General features: G+C 39.2%; 14 protein-coding genes. 7 read left to right on the forward strand and 7 right to left on the reverse strand.

The genetic code is table 11. The annotated features are described in order from the left end of the window. Window positions 1-149 precede the first annotated feature (149 nt). Together EM808_RS09915 and EM808_RS09920 are read left to right on the forward strand one after the other, a co-directional pair. Window positions 150-986, forward strand: coding sequence for an undecaprenyl-diphosphate phosphatase (locus tag EM808_RS09915; protein WP_127738055.1), 837 nt, complete (start codon window positions 150-152; stop codon window positions 984-986). 163 nt (window positions 987-1,149) lie between these two features. Then, complete coding sequence (locus tag EM808_RS09920; protein ID WP_127738056.1) at window positions 1,150-1,338, forward strand: aspartyl-phosphate phosphatase Spo0E family protein; 189 nt, start codon at window positions 1,150-1,152, stop codon at window positions 1,336-1,338. 35 nt (window positions 1,339-1,373) lie between these two features. On the opposite strand, the gene EM808_RS09925 is transcribed toward EM808_RS09920, so the two are convergent. Continuing rightward, complete coding sequence (locus EM808_RS09925; RefSeq protein ID WP_127738057.1) at window positions 1,374-2,381, reverse strand: AI-2E family transporter; 1,008 nt, start codon at window positions 2,379-2,381, stop codon at window positions 1,374-1,376. Window positions 2,382-2,780: 399 nt separating this feature from the next. Between EM808_RS09925 and EM808_RS09930 the strand changes: the two genes are divergently transcribed. Then, window positions 2,781-4,169, forward strand: coding sequence for an amino acid permease (locus EM808_RS09930; RefSeq protein WP_127738058.1), 1,389 nt, complete (start codon window positions 2,781-2,783; stop codon window positions 4,167-4,169). Window positions 4,170-4,206: 37 nt separating this feature from the next. Here the strand turns inward: EM808_RS09930 and EM808_RS09935 are convergent, their stop codons facing one another. After that, window positions 4,207-7,335 (reverse strand): MMPL family transporter, encoded by a 3,129-nt coding sequence (locus EM808_RS09935; protein WP_127738059.1) that lies wholly within the window; start codon window positions 7,333-7,335, stop codon window positions 4,207-4,209. Continuing rightward, window positions 7,332-7,808 carry a MarR family winged helix-turn-helix transcriptional regulator gene (locus tag EM808_RS09940; RefSeq protein ID WP_328590374.1) on the reverse strand — a complete coding sequence of 159 codons (477 nt, stop codon included), beginning with the start codon at window positions 7,806-7,808 and terminating at the stop codon, window positions 7,332-7,334. Before EM808_RS09940 ends, EM808_RS09935 begins: the two co-directional genes overlap by 4 nt. A 147-nt stretch (window positions 7,809-7,955) precedes the next feature. Here EM808_RS09940 and EM808_RS09945 point away from each other — a divergent pair, with 147 nt between their 5' ends. Further along, entirely contained in the window at window positions 7,956-8,351 is a 396-nt protein-coding gene (locus EM808_RS09945) for a hotdog fold thioesterase (RefSeq protein WP_127738060.1), read from the forward strand. A gap of 41 nt (window positions 8,352-8,392) precedes the next feature. Here EM808_RS09945 and EM808_RS09950 read toward each other — a convergent pair whose 3' ends face one another. After that, complete coding sequence (locus EM808_RS09950) at window positions 8,393-8,761, reverse strand: winged helix-turn-helix transcriptional regulator (RefSeq protein WP_127738061.1); 369 nt, start codon at window positions 8,759-8,761, stop codon at window positions 8,393-8,395. 178 nt (window positions 8,762-8,939) lie between these two features. Between EM808_RS09950 and hxlA the strand changes: the two genes are divergently transcribed. The 3 genes from hxlA (at window position 8,940) to EM808_RS09965 (ending at window position 10,979) form a co-directional block, all read left to right on the forward strand. Next, a complete protein-coding gene (hxlA, locus tag EM808_RS09955; RefSeq protein ID WP_127738062.1) occupies window positions 8,940-9,572 on the forward strand; it encodes a 3-hexulose-6-phosphate synthase in 633 nt (210 codons plus the stop codon). 5 nt (window positions 9,573-9,577) lie between these two features. Beyond that, complete coding sequence (hxlB, locus tag EM808_RS09960) at window positions 9,578-10,135, forward strand: 6-phospho-3-hexuloisomerase (RefSeq protein WP_127738063.1); 558 nt, start codon at window positions 9,578-9,580, stop codon at window positions 10,133-10,135. A gap of 127 nt (window positions 10,136-10,262) precedes the next feature. Next, the gene (locus EM808_RS09965) at window positions 10,263-10,979 is read left to right on the forward strand and encodes a 3-ketoacyl-ACP reductase (RefSeq protein WP_127738064.1); all 717 of its coding nucleotides are present in this window, start codon (window positions 10,263-10,265) and stop codon (window positions 10,977-10,979) included. A 38-nt stretch (window positions 10,980-11,017) separates the two neighbouring features. Here the strand turns inward: EM808_RS09965 and EM808_RS09970 are convergent, their stop codons facing one another. The 3 genes from EM808_RS09970 to EM808_RS09980 form a co-directional block, all read right to left on the reverse strand. Beyond that, entirely contained in the window at window positions 11,018-11,599 is a 582-nt protein-coding gene (locus tag EM808_RS09970; RefSeq protein ID WP_127738065.1) for a class D sortase, read from the reverse strand. A gap of 7 nt (window positions 11,600-11,606) precedes the next feature. After that, on the reverse strand, window positions 11,607-16,988 hold the full coding sequence (locus EM808_RS09975) for a 5'-nucleotidase C-terminal domain-containing protein (RefSeq protein ID WP_127738066.1): 5,382 nt from the start codon (window positions 16,986-16,988) through the stop codon (window positions 11,607-11,609). Between the two features lie 343 nt (window positions 16,989-17,331). Continuing rightward, entirely contained in the window at window positions 17,332-17,568 is a 237-nt protein-coding gene (locus tag EM808_RS09980; RefSeq protein ID WP_127738067.1) for a hypothetical protein, read from the reverse strand. Window positions 17,569-17,720: the final 152 nt, after the last annotated feature.

The raw sequence follows: 17,720 nt of genomic DNA on the forward strand, positions 1-17,720 counted from the left end.
TACAATAGTTCCTAAATCCTATAAAAAAAGTGATAGCTACCCAAATAAATGGGAGTGTTTCTTTTCTGGTAAATTTGTTATGATAGTTTAGGACATGCACACGAAACCAAAGAAACTAAAATACATATAAAGCATTAGGAGTGGATAGTTTGGACGTTTTATGGGAAATAGTAGTTGCCATCATCTTGGGGATAGTAGAAGGGCTTACAGAGTTTGCGCCTGTTTCCTCCACTGGCCATATGATTATCGTGGATGATTTGCTGCTTAAATCAGAGGAATTGTTTAACCCTGCGGTAGCCAATACCTTTAAGGTTGTCATCCAATTAGGTTCAATCTTGGCTGTTGTTATTCTTTTCTGGGACCGTTTTATGAATTTGCTTGGCCTGAAAAAGGATATTAACGGCAAGAAAATCGTTGGACCAAAATTAAGCCTTGTACAGGTTATTATTGGTTTATTACCTGCAGCTATTCTTGGTTTCCTTTTCGAAGATTATATTGATTCAAAGCTTTTTGGAATTGAGACAGTCGTTTATGCACTTATCGCTGGAGCAATATTAATGATAATCGCAGATTTCACCCAAAAAAGAAAAAAGCCGACTGTTGAAACAGTCGACCAAATTACTAATAAGCAGGCATTTTTAATTGGCCTGTTCCAATGTATTGCATTATGGCCTGGTTTTTCTCGTTCTGGCTCAACGATTTCAGGCGGAGTGCTGCTGGGATTAAGCCATCGTGCTGCAGCTGACTTTACCTTCATTATGGCAGTGCCAATCATGGCAGGAGCAAGCTTCTTATCATTATTGAAAAACTGGGAATACATTACTACAGATGCCTTGCCGTTTTTTATCGCAGGCTTTATCGCTGCTTTTATATTTGCCTTGATCTCAATCAAGTTCTTCCTGCAATTAATAAACAGAATTAAATTGGTGCCATTCGCCATTTATCGGATAGTAGTTGCAGTTATTATCATTATTGTATTCTTTTAAAAGAAAGCTATTAAGCTTTCTTTTTTTTGAACAAATGCCTCTAATCAGTATAAAAGAACTAATTTCCTTCATTTCACGTCATACAGGCAGAAAAATACTTTTTATTTCCCCCTTATTTTGGTAACATGCAAAAAGTAAGTTCAAATCCAAGGAGCCTGCCAAAATGCCAAACCTTTCAAGGGAAAACGAAGATATCAAGGAATTGCTGCGAATGATAGATCAGTTAAGAAGCGAATTGGTTAAAACAGCATCAAATGAGGGATTCTCAAGTCCCAATACAATTAGGATCAGCCAGCTACTTGATTCATATCTTGTCGAGTACCAGCGAAAGATGACAGGTATGAACAAATAAAAAAAACAAGTGCAAAAATCGCACCTGTCCTTTTCTTACTTTTGCTTTTTATCTCCTACCTCTAAAATATCCAATAGGAAAATAAAAATTGGAATTCCGACAATCAGTCCCCATACACCAAAAAAATGCTCTGAAAAAATCAGCACAATAAATGTAAAGAATACTGGTAAGTCTGTTTTAGATGACATCAGCTTCGGATTAAGTATATACGCCTCGATAGCATGCACAACCATAACGATAATGATGACTGTAACTACCTTCGCAATACCACCAATTGAAAAAGCAATGATACATAATGGAATCAACGAAATGATGACACCTGCAACAGGAATCAAGCCTAAAAGGAAAATCATCATCGCAATTCCAAATAGCTGCGGAAAACCTAAAAAGTATAAAGAGATTGTCGTTAAGCCGCAGTTTACTAAAGCAATGATAAACTGTGCCTCAATTACCTTACCGAAAGTGCCCGCAAACTTCCGTCCAAAGTATTGCAATTCTAAATAGAGCGGCGCAATCTTACTTTCACTGAACTTATGAGAGAAATTTTGAAGCCGTTCTTTCTCTAATAGGTAGAAAAGGCTTAAAATAATCGCCAAAAAGACCTGCAGACCAAGTTTTCCTATGTTTTTAAAATAACCAAGTACAAAGGAAAAGCCTTGCTCTAAATAGCTGAATACCTGATATCGGCTAATTGTATCCATTATATAATTGATAACCGGATTATCATTCGGCCTCATATAAAAACGGATAATATTACGCACTAATTGTTGTATCTCATAAATAAAGACAGGCAAGTAAGCAGAAATTCCATAAACAAGCGCTCCTATAACAATAATATATAAGGCGATGACAATGATGCTCCGCTTAATCGGAAGTCTTTTGGAGAATACTTGCACAATCCGATCCATCAAAAAAGCAAAGATGAATGTAAATAAAATTAAATTAATCATGCTGCTTACTGCATAAAGAACGGCTGCAAACAAAACAAGAATAAAAAATCTTTTTACATCCTTGTTAGCAAAAATATTTTTGTACTCACCCATAAAAAGGACTCCTGACACCAATAAATTAAACGATCTAACGAAGGTTACGATGATATCCAAAGAAGTTTCTTCCATACCAGCCCTGAATTTTTTTTCATAATAACCCTATTATCTTTATTATCAATTTAGTTGAGCAAAATAACAAGTGAATTTTAATTTAGATTGAAGGATTGTTATCACTTAAAACAGGATTACCCTCATTCAACATTTGTCCTTTCTTCCTATTAACTAGTAAATTATGGATTTGCTTTTGTGGAATGCCGCCATAATAACCATTCCAAGAAACATTTTTTTATTTTTAGAAAATTTCTTCTTTACAGTTTTTTAAAATCTTAGTAAACTGGACAAAAGTTTCACCTTTAGATAAAATTCGATATATTTCGACATCAGGAGGTTTCAATGAACATTTTTCGTAAAAAAGCTGTCGCCACTAGCTCGGCCACCTCATTAAATCGTGTATTAGGCGCTTTCGATTTAACAATGCTTGGTGTCGGAGCAATTGTCGGAACAGGCATATTCGTTCTGACAGGTGTTGCAGCAGCAAAATATGCTGGACCTGCACTTATTCTTTCATTTATCATCGCCGGACTTGCTTGTACATTTGCAGCATTATGCTATTCCGAGTTCGCATCCATGATACCTGAATCAGGAAGTGCTTACACATACAGTTATGTAGCTTTTGGAGAAGTAATCGCATGGATACTCGGCTGGGACTTAGTGCTGGAATACGGACTCGCATCTGCCGCCGTTGCCAGCGGTTGGTCAGGTTACTTCCAAGGCTTACTTTCAGGTTTTGGCATACATCTGCCGACCTTTATGACAAGCGCTTATAATCCTTCAGCAGGTACTTATATTGATATTCCTGCCATTGTGATTGTTTTTATCATTACACTTGTTTTAACTAGAGGCATTAAAGAATCCTCCAAGATGAACATCATTATGGTTATTATCAAACTCGCTGTTGTTCTATTGTTTATTGCTGTTGGTATTTGGTACGTAAAACCGGAAAACTGGACACCGTTTACACCATACGGCTTCCAGGGTGTTGCAACTGGTGCAGCAGTCGTTGTGTTCGCTTACTTCGGCTTTGATGCTGTTTCCACAGCTGCTGAAGAGGTAAAGAATCCGCAGCGTAACTTGCCAATCGGTATTATCACTGCATTAGGTATTTGTACAATTCTTTATATTATCGTATCGTTAATTTTGACTGGGATCGTACCTTACGCACAACTTGATGTTAAAGACCCAGTAGCATTTGCTTTAAGCTTCATCAATCAAAACTGGGCTGCTGGTCTTATCTCACTTGGTGCAATCATCGGGATAACAACTGTTTTAATGGTGATGATGTTCGGTCAAACTCGTCTGTTTTATGCAATCAGCAAAGACGGCCTTTTACCGAAACCTTTGCAAAAGGTAAGCCCAAAGAGCCAAGTACCAATTGTCAGTACATGGGTTACTTCTGCATTAGTTGCTATATTCGCAGGGCTTGTCCCGCTAAATCAACTAGCAGAGCTGACAAATATCGGAACATTATTCGCATTCTCAGCAGTATCATTAGGTGTTATCGTATTAAGAGTCAAACAGCCTGATTTAAAGAGAGGCTTCAGAACACCATTGGTTCCGATTATCCCAGGCTTAGCTGTTATTTTCTGTGTATACTTAATGCTTCAATTAAGCTCATTTACATGGAAAGGTTTTGCTGTATGGCTGACAATCGGTTTAGTTATTTACATCACATACGGTTATAGAAACAGTAAGCTTAATCAAAATAATAAAGCAGCTTCTTAATAAAAAGAACGGGAATCGAATGATTCCCGTTTTCTTTTTATTCTTTATTAGGCCTTTTAAATGGCCACCAGTTTGCTTCACCAAAATTCTTAACCATTACTGGTATGAATAGCGGGAGAATAATTAATGCATAAAGGAACAAGCCAACTAATACAATGCTTGCTATTTGCAGCAGTGAAAGCATACCTGATGGCATCATCGCCGCAAATGTTCCTCCTAAAATGACTGCTGCTGAAATGATAACAGTTCCCATTTTCTTCATCGCTTCAAGCATCGCTTCCCCGATAGATAAATCTCTGTATTCATTAAAACGATCCATCAAGAAGATGCTGTAATCTACTCCAAGCGCAACAAGAATAACAAATCCGAAGAACGGAACAGCCCAGCTGATACCCGTATATCCTAACAGATTCACATAGATGGCTTCATTGATTCCCATTGCTGTATAGAATGTGAGAATAAGAGAACCGATAATATATACTGGCATGATGATGGAACGGAATAAGAAGATAAGGACAATTCCGATACCGACAAGCATCCACAACACCGTTTTGGAATAATCCTCATTAGACATTGCACGTAAGTCCGCATTTGTGCTCGTAATGCCGCCAACTGCTACTTCCGCGTTTTCTAATTTTGTTCCTGCTGTTGCCTTTTCCACTGTATCCTTGATGTCGTCAACTTGGTCAATTGCTTCATTAGAATAAGGATTTGCTGAAAAGACTACGTCCATTGTCATTATTTTATTATCTTTAGATAAATAAGTATCTAATGCCCCTTTGAAGTCATCACTTTCTAGTACTTCCTGTGGCAAATAAAATTGATTTTGGTCATTTTTTGATAATCCTGACAGATAATCTGTTGCTGAATTCAAGCCATCTGACACTTGGTCAAGCCCATCAGCACTTTGATTCAAGCCTTTAGTCAAATCACCAAGCTGTCCATTAATATCCCCAAATCCATCAAGCAGCTGCTTTTGTCCGTCATTAATGCTTATTAGACCACCTACGAGCCTCGGCATATTGTCGACAATTTGGCCTTGGCCGTCAGCTAGCTGGTTTAAGCCGGCTTGTTGTTTTTCGATGGCTGCGATTAGCTGTTCTAGGCCTGTTGTTAAACTCGGCTGACCGCTCATAGCTTTTTCAAACTTGCTATAAGAATCAGTTACTCCTTCTTGCAGATCTGATAAATGACCATTTATTTCAGTTATTCCGCTTAATACCACCGGAACTGTCTTCTGTGCCTGTATAGCTGCAGTTCTAATCTTACTATAGTTAGAATCTTCGGTAATACCTTTATATTTGTCTTCCAATTCTGTAAATGTATTATCATTTACTTCATCTAAGTCATCTGAAAGTTCTCTTAATTTACCACTGATTCCACCATAGCTTGCAAGGATAGTTTCTAGGTTCGTCCCAACATCCTTATATCCAGTCAGAAGCTGCTGTTGTCCTGCAAGCAATTGTTCCGCTCCAGTCTTCGTTGCCTCCAATCCTGCCTTAATATCATCAGAACCTGCAGTGCCTTGACGGATGCCATCCTCAATTTTCGCAAGGTTCGTCTGTATTGTACCTAAGTTGGTTTTTATTTCATCCGTTCCCTTAATCAAATCATTAATACCGCTTGTAGCACCGCTTAGCTGCGGTCCTGACTTAGACAGCTGATCTCCTGCTTCGTGCAAGCCTTCGCTTATTTGATCAATGCCGTCTTTTCCTTCACCGAGACCTTCTTCCAAGGATTCTGCCTGCTTGGAAATATACAGATCTTCAATTGGTTCTCCAGTTGGTCTTGTGACAGAACGAACATTTTTAACGAGGTTTACCTTCTCTAATTCTTTACTGATGTTTTCTGCTAAACCTAAATACTCAATAGAGTCCATTTCTTCATCATTTTTGATTGTAATGGTTGTTGTCATTGATTCACCTGGACCAAAGCTGTCTGCAATTGCATTGAATGCTTTGATGGATGGTGCATCATCGCCGATTTCATCCAATGAGTTAAATGACAATGTTCCGTCATATGTAACAAGGAAAGGAACGGTGATTGCCGCAACAATTACAAGGGCGATAAGCGGTCGTTTTAAGGAGAACCTTCCTGCAATTGCCCAAATTTTGCTGTCTCCATGCTCTGCACTGCCTTTTGATGGCCAAAAGATTTTTGTCCCAAGCAGTACCATGATTGCTGGAACTACAGTGAATAAGGCAACTAATAATAATGCGACCCCAACAGCAACAGCAGACGCAGATTGATACAGCTTAAATTGTGAAAATCCAATTGCAGCAAAGCCGACCATAACTGCTACACCGCTGAAGAACACTGTTCGGCCAGCATTGCGGTATGTTTCAACAATAGCTTCTGCAACACTTTCGCGGTGCATCATTTCTTCTTTAAATCTGCTCAATAATAAAATGCAATAATCTGTACCTATACCAAACAGCACGGCAACAAGGAAAATTTGCGAGTAGTTGGAAATAGGGAAATCAAATTTATCTACAAGAATGGATACAATTGATTGTGACGCTAAGTAGCTCAAGCCTACTGTCACAAGCGGGATAAACGGTGCTATGACAGAACGGAACACGATTAACAGAACAGCAAGGATAAACACGACTGTTATCCCTTCCGTCTTTTTTAAGCCTTCTTCAGAGCTTGATGTTAAATCCTGATCAATCATCCAATTGCTCGTATAATAATGATCTACTTTAAAATCGTCTAATTCAGCATATAAAGCTTCACTGACCTCTTTCGCTTCTCTGTCATTCCAGCTTACCTTCAACGAGACAAGGATTGTTTTGCCGTCATCGGAAACGAGCTGGTCCTTAAGGCTTTCATCTGTAAAGGAGGAAAGTATTTCTGTAATGCCGAGCTTCTCTTTATCTGCATCCAGCTTCTTTACTGCCTTTTCAGCTTCTGTTTTTTCCTCTGCAGTTAGCTTCTTGCTGCTATGAAAAACAAGGGCGACTGACGATTGATCGCCTTGATTCTCCTGACTTTGGATTTCATCCATAATCTCGCTTGCCTTGGAAGAGGAGAAAGTATCTGGTACACTTACCTGGCCTTTTTCTCTGACTAGGTCTCCCATATTAGGAGCAATCATAAACAGACCAACTATGGCAACAATCCACAGAACAAGAACAATCCATTTTCCTTTGAGAATGCTATTCACTCTTCAGCCTCCGTTTTCGTATCTTTATTTTCTTCTATTAATTTGTCCAGCTTTTCAAACGTTGCCAAAAATCTTGAAATTTCCTGATCATCAAATTTATTGATAAGACTTTCCACTAAACGATGAATCCGCTCTTCCATTTTCGTAAAAATGGCATTGCCTTTGTCCGTTAATGTTAGATAAATAACTCTTCGGTCTTTTTCATCCCTTGTGCGCTCAATCCATTCTTTTTCAAAAAGTCTGTTGATGATAGATGTGATGGCGCTTTTATTGACACCGAAAACTGCTGCTAGTTCAGATGATGTACAAACCTTTACTTGGTCTATATGACGCATTGTATAATGCTGTTCACATGTGAGAACATCCCCAATTTCCATTCTGATGAGATTATCCAATTTCCGGTTGACAGAGAAATTGATATCTACATATCTATCGACAACGTCTTTAATTTTTTTGCTGCTGATTACGTTCACCTCCAATAATAGTTCAATTACTTAACTATTAAACATTTTAACTTTCTCTTTGTTTTTATGTCAATCAGTTTCTTTTGTTTCTCCTATTTTTTCTCAATCTATTAAGACTATGCTATAATAACCTCAAAATGAAGGTGGCTAATACATATGAAATTCACTAATGAAAACACACTTATGGAAAGATTAGGAATTGAAATAACAGAAGTAAGGGAAGATGGCACATGTATTGCAACAATGCCTGTTGATGAAAGAACAAGACAGCCTTTTGGGTATTTGCATGGGGGCGCATCTGTCGCATTAGCAGAAACGGTCGCAAGCTTAGGTGCAGCGAGCCTTGTCGATTTAGAAACACAAGCTGTCTTCGGTCAGGAAATTAACGCAAATCATATCCGTTCAAAAAAAGACGGCATTGTAACAGCAATCGCCACTGTGACACACCAAGGAAAAAGCAGCATGGTCTATGAAATTAAATTAGAAGATGAGGAAGGCAAACTCATTTGCATTTCCCGCTGTACGATTGCTGTCGTGACAAAGCGTAAATAACGAAGGGTGCATCAAATGGATGCACCCTTTCTTTATATCAATTAATTTGTATTTATTTCCCTGATTTCAGGCGGACTGTCCAGAACGGTTTCGATATAATTTTTGCCCCAATTGTACATGCTGTCGAGGATAGGCATTAAGCTTTCCCCTTCTTTTGTAAGGGAATATTCGACCTTTGGCGGTACAACTGGATAAACGACTCTTTTGACGATAAGATCTTCCTCTAGTTCGCGAAGCTGGTTCACGAGCATTCTTTGGGTAATTCCTGGCATTAATGCCTTCAATTCACCAAATCTTTTCGTTCCCTCTTTGCCAAGATGCCATAAAATCAGCATCTTCCATTTTCCGCCGATAATACCTAACGTCAGCTCTTTCTCACAATTAAAGACTTTGTCCTCCATGCGGCTCATAGACACTCCTCCATTCCTTTTTCCATACTTAGTATACTTTTAGGCACTATATAAAAAAAAAGTGCGTACTTACGTATTAAGATTATAAGCCGTATAATCGACATTGTACAAGAAATAGGAATTAAGTCGGCTTAATTAGGTTAATAATAAAAAGCCCTAAATAAAAGGAGTGTTAATAATGAAATTACAATTGGCATTAGATTTAGTTAATATCCCGCAAGCAATTGAAGTAGTATCTCAAGTAGCAGAACATGTTGATGTGGTTGAAATTGGAACACCTGTCGTTATCAATGAGGGCCTTCGTGCTGTTAAGGAATTAAAGGAAGCATTCCCGAACGTAACAGTTCTTGCTGACTTAAAAATTATGGACGCTGCTGGCTATGAAGTAAGCCAAGCTGCTGCTGCAGGTGCAGATATTGTAACAATTCTTGCAGTTGCTGAGGATGAATCCATTAAGGGTGCTGTCGCAGAAGCGAAAAAGCAAAACAAGCAAATTCTTGTAGACATGATTGCAGTGAAAGATATTAAAGCACGCGCAATTGAATTGGATGAGTTCGGTGTAGACTATATTTGCGTGCACACTGGCTATGATTTACAAGCAGTCGGCAAAAACTCTTTCGAAGATTTAAAAGCAATCAAAAGCGTTGTGAAAAACGCAAAAACTGCTGTTGCAGGTGGAATTAAGCTAGATACACTTCCAGAGGTTATTGCTGCACAGCCTGATTTAGTTATTGTTGGTGGCGGAATCACTGGCCAAGATAACTTAAGTGAAACTGCTGCTAAGTTCAAAGAATTAATCGTTCAAGGGTAATTACCATGAACACAACGGAATACTTGGAAACAGTCTTAAATGAGTTAAAGGAAGGCTCTTTGCTTATATCAAACGAGCAGACTGAAAACCTTGTTGAAGCCATTCTGTCAGCGAAAAAAGTCTTTGTTGCAGGGGCCGGCCGTTCTGGTTTTATGCTAAAATCATTTGCAATGCGAATGATGCATATGGGAATTGATGCATATGTTGTCGGCGAAACGGTAACAGCTAACTTCGAAAAGGAAGACTTATTGATTATCGGCACTGGTTCTGGTGAAACAAAAGGTCTTATCTCCATTGCAGAAAAGGCAAAAAGTATTGGCGGCAAAGTAATTGCTGTCACTATTTTCCCTGAATCTACAATTGGAAGGCTTGCAGATTCAGCAATCAAGCTGCCTGGCTCACCTAAGGATAAAACCAACAGTGATTTCCAAACAATTCAGCCGATGGGCTCATTATTTGAACAGCTTATGCTGCTTACACTGGATAGTGTTATCTTAAAATACATGGAAGTAAGAAATTTAGATTCCAATACAATGTATGGGAAGCATGCAAATTTGGAATAAAAAATAAAGGCTGCCTTATATGCCAAAGCCAATTGATTGTATAATGGTTCCATTATATAGTATATTGGCTTTGGCTTTATTTAGGCAGCTTTACTTTGCTGATATTACGGAAAAAAGGAGAAGAAATATGCAATCACTTAAAGGAAAAACAGCATTAATTACAGGTGCTGGCAGAGGTATCGGCCGTGCAACAGCTATTGCTCTTGCACAAGAAGGCGTTAACTTAGGATTGATCGGTGTAACGAAAGAGAATTTAGAAAAGGTTGCCGCAGAAGTGAAGCAATACGGTGTTTCTGTTTCAATCGCAACAGCTGATGTGTCTGACAACAAGTCGGTAATTGCTGCTGTTGAGAGTATCAGTCTTGAATTAAAGCAAATAGATATATTAATCAATAATGCTGGTATTGCAAAGTTTGGAGGCTTCCTTGACCTTTCTGCAGATGAATGGGAAAACATCATAAAGGTTAATCTGATGGGTACTTACTATGTAACAAGAGCAGTATTACCAGGAATGATTGAAAGAAAAGCTGGAGATATTATCAATATTTCCTCAACAGCAGGACAAAAAGGTGCACCTGTAACAAGTGCGTACAGTGCATCTAAATTCGCCGTATTAGGCTTGACTGAATCGTTAATGATGGAGGTTCGCAAACATAATATCCGTGTAACTGCATTAACACCAAGCACAGTAGCTACGGATCTTGCTATTGAAACAAACCTGACAGACGGAAATCCGGAAAAAGTAATGCAGCCGGAAGATTTGGCTGAATACATGGTGGCACAATTAAAGCTTAACTCTCGTGTATTTATTAAAACCTCTGGAATGTGGTCAACTAATCCATAAGAAAAAACGCAAGCTCGCACGAGTTTGCGTTTTTCTTTTCACACTTTTTTCGCATAAATAATGTAGCGCTGCGGCGCATTGCCAACATAGCTGAAAGGATAGCAAGTGGTCAAGACAAGCTCCTCTTTTGTATTATCCAAGGTGATGATAGTCTGATCATCTGCCTCGACAATTTTTGTTGAGGTAATTTCATAGGAGAAGCTGCCATATGGAAGCACAACTCTCAGCTCATCACCAAGCTCTAATTCGCCAGCCCTTCTGAACACCGTATCACGATGTCCTGATAAGACAATTTGGCCATTTTCGTTCGGATAATAGCTGCCCTTGAAGTGGCCGACACCTTTTTCCAGATCATCAGGATCTGTTCCTTCTACAATCGGTAAAGTCCCTTCGATTTTTGGTATTTCCAAAATGCCGACGGATTCCCCTGTAGGAGGTACGAACCGATTGTCCTGCTCCTCGTCCACCCAATCGTCCTTTTTCTCCTTAACCACAGCTTCTGCCTTTGATAATGATTGCTCTGTTTTTACCTTTGTTTCAGCTATATTCCAAGCTCCCAATCCGAGAAAAACCGCTCCTCCTGCTATGAGCAGGAGGGCAAACCATTTCAATTTTTTCATTATCAGCTTACGCCTTTCTTCTTTTTACAAATAGTACAATACTTCCTACTACTAGCATCATACACCCAATCAGAAGATAATTATAGTCCATTGTTGCTGTATTTGGCAGCACAGGTGATGGATTTGTATCTTTATTTGGTGTTTCTGTATCTTCACCCGGTGTTTCTGTATCTTCACCTGGTGTTTCTGTATCTTCACCCGGTGTTTCTGTGTCTTCACCTGGTGTTTCTGTGTCTTCACCTGGTGTTTCTGTATCTTCACCTGGTGTCTCTGTATCTTCACCTGGTGTTTCTGTATCTTCACCCGGTGTTTCTGTATCTTCACCTGGTGTTTCTGTGTCTTCACCCGGTGTTTCTGTATCTTCACCTGGTGTTTCTGTATCTTCACCTGGTGTTTCTGTATCTTCACCTGGTGTTTCTGGATTTTCACCTGGCGTTTCTGGATTTTCACCTGGTACTTCTGTATCTTCATCTGTTATTTCAGAAATTCGCTTTTCTGCCGTATAAGAAATCGGGTTTGTAAATGATTTGACGAAATCAACTGTCGCTTGCAGGTCATCTGGTCCTTGAACAGGATTTTCCCCGAATTCATTTAAACGGTATTTGTCCGTAGTATGCGGGTACATATAGTTATTTACAACAACTGTATATGTTTTAGACAAGTCTAATTTTGAGCCGTCAGGCAGCAATAAATCAACTACTTCTCCAAATTCACCAAGTGATGAATCCCATGTATACTTAAAGCCTGAAATACTGACGTCTGGTCCGTATGAACTGAATTGGGTATTGAGCACATCCTTTAATTCAGCACCTGTCAGTTCTAATTTCACTAGCGTATTACCGAATGGCTGGATATTAAACAATTCCTCCCAAGTGATATCACCTTGTAGCAAGTCATCGCGAATTCCACCGCCGTTCATTAACGCGAAATCACTGTCCATTGCTGCAACCATGCCGTCAGCAATTAAGTTTCCAAGCGCATTGTCACCAACTTCACCTTTAGAAGCATAACCACCAAGGATATCTGTTGCTGCTACTCCAACAACCTCCTTCAGCTTAGGACCAACTATGTCTTGATATTTATCAAGAATTGCTTGCACCTCAGCGTCTGGTGTAACTCCCTCTTGCTTCACATCTACTATTTCTGCAGATTTTTTTACGATATCCTTTGAAACCGGATCGATTTCCAAATCAATATCAGAAAATGCTTTGCCGTATTCCCATGCTTGAACAATCAGTTTATTATCAACTAAACCGTTTATCTTCACATGATTATGAGCTGCAAAGATAACATCGACTGCATCATCTACTTTGTTCGCAATATCAGCGATAGTTCCTGTGATTTCTCCACTGTTTGCATCCTGATTACCAGGAACATGAGAAACAACTACAATTGCTTCAATTCCTTGCTTTTGAAGCTCAGGTACATATTTATTGATCGCTTCTGACTCATCTGTGAAACGAACATTTTCATTTCCTTTTGCGATAATTTGACTTGGTGTATCAATATTTGCCACACCGATAAAGCCGACTTTCACGCCACCCACATCTTTAATTGTATATGGATCAAGCACTAGCTTGCCTGTGTCCTTATATTCCACATTCGCTGCAATTGTTGGGAAGTTCATGCCGTCATAGCCTGCAGTGCCGTTCGGATGCTCGCCGCCATTAATCATGCGAAGCATCTCGTCCACACCTTCGTCAAACTCATGGTTTCCAACAGTACCAACATCAAAGCCTAATGCTTCCATTATCTCAACTGTCGGTTCGTCTTGCAGCAGTGCAGATACTGGTGAGCTTCCGCCAATCATATCACCTGCATGTACAAGTAATGTGTTTTCATTTTCTGCTTCATGCTGCTTTAAATATGTTGCCAAGTAAGATGCGTAACCATAATTAACACCATCTACTGTACCTGTCACATCTATTTTACCGTGAAGGTCATTTACACCTAAAAGCTGTGCTGCAATATTGCCTTTTGGACCATCAGTTGCATTCACTTCTGAAATTCTTCCTGTATTATAGGAAATCGGTCCATTAAAGCTTTTCACATAGTCGACAGTTGCTTGCAGGTCTTCTCCACCTTGAACAGGGTTTTCACCAAGCTTTGCAAGCAAGTATTTATCACTGCTATGTGGGTACATATAGTTATTTACTGTAATTGTATAGCTGCCAGCTGGATCGATTTTATCTCCATTAGGCAAGAAGATATCAACCACTTTACCGAATGAGCCTTGTTTGCTGTCCCATGTATAGGAGAAGCCGCCAATACTGACATCAGGACCATAGCTGCTGAATTGACTGTTCAAAATTCCTCTTAAGTCAGCACCGCTTATATCTAGCTTGACTAATGTATTGCCAAATGGCTGAATATTGAATAGCTCGTTCCAAGTAATATCACCTGCATTTAAATCATCACGAATTCCGCCGCCATTCATCAATGCAAAGTCACTGTCCATTGCCGTTAGCATGCCATCTGCAATCAAGTTTCCTAGCGCATTATCGCCAACAGCTCCTTTTGTTGCATAGCCGCCTTCCATTGATGTAGCAGCGTTGCCAATCACTTCATTAAGCTTCGGACCAACTTGCTCCGAATACTTGTTCAGGATTGCAGCAACCTCTGCATCTGGTGTAACACCCTCCTGCACTACATCAACGATATCAGCAGATTTTTTCACAATATCGCCTGACACTGGATCGATTTCCAGTTCAACATCTGCGAATGCTTTGCCATACTCACCTGCTTGAACAATCAGCTTATTGTCGACAACTGCGTCGATCTTCACATGATTATGTGCAGCAAAAATAACATCGACTGCATCGTTTACGTTATTAGCGATATTAGCAATATCACCTGTTGCACCTTCGCCTGATTGGTTACCAGGTACGTGTGCAAGGACGATGATTGCTTCCACACCTTGGCTTTGAAGCTCAGGTACATATTTGTTGATTGCTGCTGTTTCATCTGTGAAACGAAGGTTTTCATTACCTTTACTGATAATCATATTTGGTGTAGCAGTAGTTGCAACACCGATAAAGCCGACTTTAACACCTTCTACTTCTTTAATAGTGTAAGGGTCTAGCACTAGCTTGCCTGTATCCTTGTATTCCACATTTGCCGCTACCATTGGGAAATTAATGCCATCATAGTTTTCCGTTCCATTAGGATGCTCTCCACCATTAATGAGGCGAAGCATTTCGTCTACACCTTCGTCAAACTCATGGTTACCGACAGTCCCAACGTCAAACCCTAGTGATTCCATAATTTCAACTGTTGGCTCATCCTGCAGCAATGCAGACACAGGTGGACTTCCACCTACCATATCACCAGCATGTACAAGCAGTGTATTTGGGTTTTCAGCTTCTCTCTCACGTAGATACGTGGCTAAATAATCAATTCTGCCAATTGTGTTTGATCCATCTGCATATTCCTCGCTAATTTTGCCATGCAAATCATTAACACTTAAAAGCTGTAGTTTAATATTTTCATTGTTGCTTGGGTTTTTAGCTTTATAGCCATTTTTTTCTGCTTCTTCTGCACTTGCAAAGAAGATTCGTTTTTCGACAGGAACTTCTGCAAATTTAGCAGGCTCTACATATTCCTTACTGTCAGAATTTCCGACATATCTTAATAATCCTTTGCCTTGCTCTCTTGCTCTAAATTCAAAAGGCAATTCTGCTAACGGATTTTCCGGATTCCAAATGCCCTTTTCATTATCAATTGCTTCTTTAGCAGCGGATTGATATTGATTATACTCCGCTTCATCGCCTACCGGCCAAATGAAATAAGTAGTCGCATATCCTTGTTTCACCATTTCTAGGTTTGTATTTAAGTTGTCACTTTTACGGATAATTTGAGCAAGCAGTCTTCCATAATCATCTGTTGCCTCATCTCCGACTTTAACGATTACTTTATCTCCTGGCTGCAGCAGTGTATTCAAATAAGATTTCGCTGCTTGACCATGCTCCAATTGGCTTTCATCAGCTTCATTTTTTGGAGTGTGGTAAGTTTCTGGTGTATCAATATTAACGTAACGCACTTTTGTTGCACCAAGTACTGGTGTTGAAAGGTGAATAGTATCTCCATCTACTACACTGCTAACAGTAGATTCATATTCTCCTGCAGAGGTTGGAGCTTCAGGCTGACTAGCAAGCAATTGCACATCAGATGCCTTTCTTGGCAATACCTGATAGGTATTATACTGGCTTAATACACCTGTAAACTCATACCATTTCCCTGCTTCAATCGCAGATATAGCTTGTGTTCCTTCCATCACCCTTAATGTTGTTCCATTAAAGTTCTCATCAATAACGGAAACATTATAGCCTCCTCCAGCTGGAGTCGCAGGAATGGATTGTACGTATCCTTTAAACTTAACTAACTGGCCTTCCTTTTGCTCAGCAAGGCTAGCATCATTCATATTTACCAATGAGAATTCAATTGGCGCTGGTACAGCGTTTCCTTCTGAAACGATTTCAATTCCATCAGCATTAGGTACTATTTCTAGCAATTTATTATACTCTGTTACTTTTCCTGTTACTTTAACTTTTTGTCCCTCTTTTAAAGCAGGGAATGTGCCAGCATTGCTTGCAAACAAGTTAATGCCTGCAGACTCATCCTGGATGTAAGTTGACAGCTTGCCGCCGCCGATGCTGTCATTATCAGCAGTTACAACGCCTTCCACTGTTACAACTTGTCCTGTTTTTGTACGTGCATCTGAAATGGACATAACATCAGCAGGAGCAGGAGTTACCTCTTCATCTTCTCCTGGAGCTTCACCTTCATTATCAGCATCTCCAAAAGCGTGCTTGCCAAGGTCAGCAAAGTAGTCAATATCATAGATATCCCATTCTACCGCTGGATCAAATTCACTTCCAACGCTCCCTTTTGTTACAGAGCTTTTACGGATCAGAGTATGGTTTTCAGCAGCACCATCTCCCCATTTCTCCTGCACACCGACAGTTCCGAACACGTCGATAACTGCATCATTTTTCTTCAGCTCCACTACATCGTCGCCATTAAAGTTGACAACACCATGTAAAATATCAGCCTTTTCCTTTACTGCAGCGCTGGCAGAGCTATGTGCAATAACATACACATCACCATCTGCAAGCTTTCCTTCAAGCTTTAATGTTGTATTAGGGTCTGTCTTGCCATTTGCGTAAAGTACCAGACTGTAGTTGGCAAGATCTACATCACTGCCTGTTCCATTGAAGATTTCGAGCGCTTTATTGTTTGAGCTGCCTTCTATGTATTCAGAAATAAATAAGTCATCAGCCGTTTGGCTAGCAGCAAAAACACTTGGGGTAAAATTTCCTAAGAAGCTGGGTAGAACCAAAGTGAAAATTAGCAATATTGACAAAATTCTAAGACTACGTTTCCCCTTCATTTATATCCTCCTTGGTCGAAAATTGTCTTACCAATTAAAGATATCGTAGTATTGTAAAATTCTCACTAGAATTCTGTAAAAATATTAGATAATTTGTATAATTTTGATTAAAATGATTAATTATTCCTAGTAATCTAGCATGGTATAACCTATGAAACACCTATATATCACGAAAATAGTTTTTGCGTTTTTTGTCATTATTTGTTTGTCAAGCTATACATAAATACATAATAACAAAGGAGGTTTTTTTATTAATATAATGATACCTTCCATTTATTCAAACAATAAAAAAACTAGCCTAATTTTATTTCCGGCTAGCTTAACACTTCTATACAGCTGTTAATTAATCTTCAGTGGGTATATTCAAAATTTTGACTGTCTTAAATGCTGGAATCATCTTAAAATGTAGGTTCCAATTAGATGAGTGCACTTCAAACTCTTGGTCTGTAACAGTAAATTGCATCGCTACATCATTTTCTTCATCCAGCAGGACATAGGAATTTTGATTTGCGAACAGCTTATAGGATTTATCTGCTAGAAGCGTCCAGCCATTCAATAATCCGTGCGTTTTATTAGCCAAGCCTTCTCCTCCTTCTGTAAAAGCAATAGTAAGTATCATTATATCATGCAGTTTCGCCCATTTTTTTGATTTTCTTACACTGTTGTAAAAAAACACTTTTCACACTTACGTATTTAGAGAGAAAACTACCTGAGAAATGAATTTTTTCGACA

Source organism: Niallia taxi (genome assembly GCF_004005475.1).
Classification (GTDB): domain Bacteria; phylum Bacillota; class Bacilli; order Bacillales; family Cytobacillaceae; genus Niallia; species Niallia taxi.

Excerpts from the sequence above, each read along its gene's own strand:
- EM808_RS09930 (WP_127738058.1), top strand. The coding sequence starts at position 2,781 with ATGAACATTTTTCGTAAAAAAGCTGTCGCCACTAGCTCGGCCACCTCA.
- EM808_RS09975 (WP_127738066.1), bottom strand. The coding sequence starts at position 16,988 with ATGAAGGGGAAACGTAGTCTTAGAATTTTGTCAATATTGCTAATTTTC.
- EM808_RS09965 (WP_127738064.1), top strand. The coding sequence starts at position 10,263 with ATGCAATCACTTAAAGGAAAAACAGCATTAATTACAGGTGCTGGCAGA.
- hxlA (WP_127738062.1), top strand. The coding sequence starts at position 8,940 with ATGAAATTACAATTGGCATTAGATTTAGTTAATATCCCGCAAGCAATT.
- EM808_RS09970 (WP_127738065.1), bottom strand. The coding sequence starts at position 11,599 with ATGAAAAAATTGAAATGGTTTGCCCTCCTGCTCATAGCAGGAGGAGCG.
- hxlB (WP_127738063.1), top strand. The coding sequence starts at position 9,578 with ATGAACACAACGGAATACTTGGAAACAGTCTTAAATGAGTTAAAGGAA.
- EM808_RS09925 (WP_127738057.1), bottom strand. The coding sequence starts at position 2,381 with ATGGGTGAGTACAAAAATATTTTTGCTAACAAGGATGTAAAAAGATTT.
- EM808_RS09920 (WP_127738056.1), top strand. The coding sequence starts at position 1,150 with ATGCCAAACCTTTCAAGGGAAAACGAAGATATCAAGGAATTGCTGCGA.
- EM808_RS09950 (WP_127738061.1), bottom strand. The coding sequence starts at position 8,761 with ATGAGCCGCATGGAGGACAAAGTCTTTAATTGTGAGAAAGAGCTGACG.
- EM808_RS09945 (WP_127738060.1), top strand. The coding sequence starts at position 7,956 with ATGAAATTCACTAATGAAAACACACTTATGGAAAGATTAGGAATTGAA.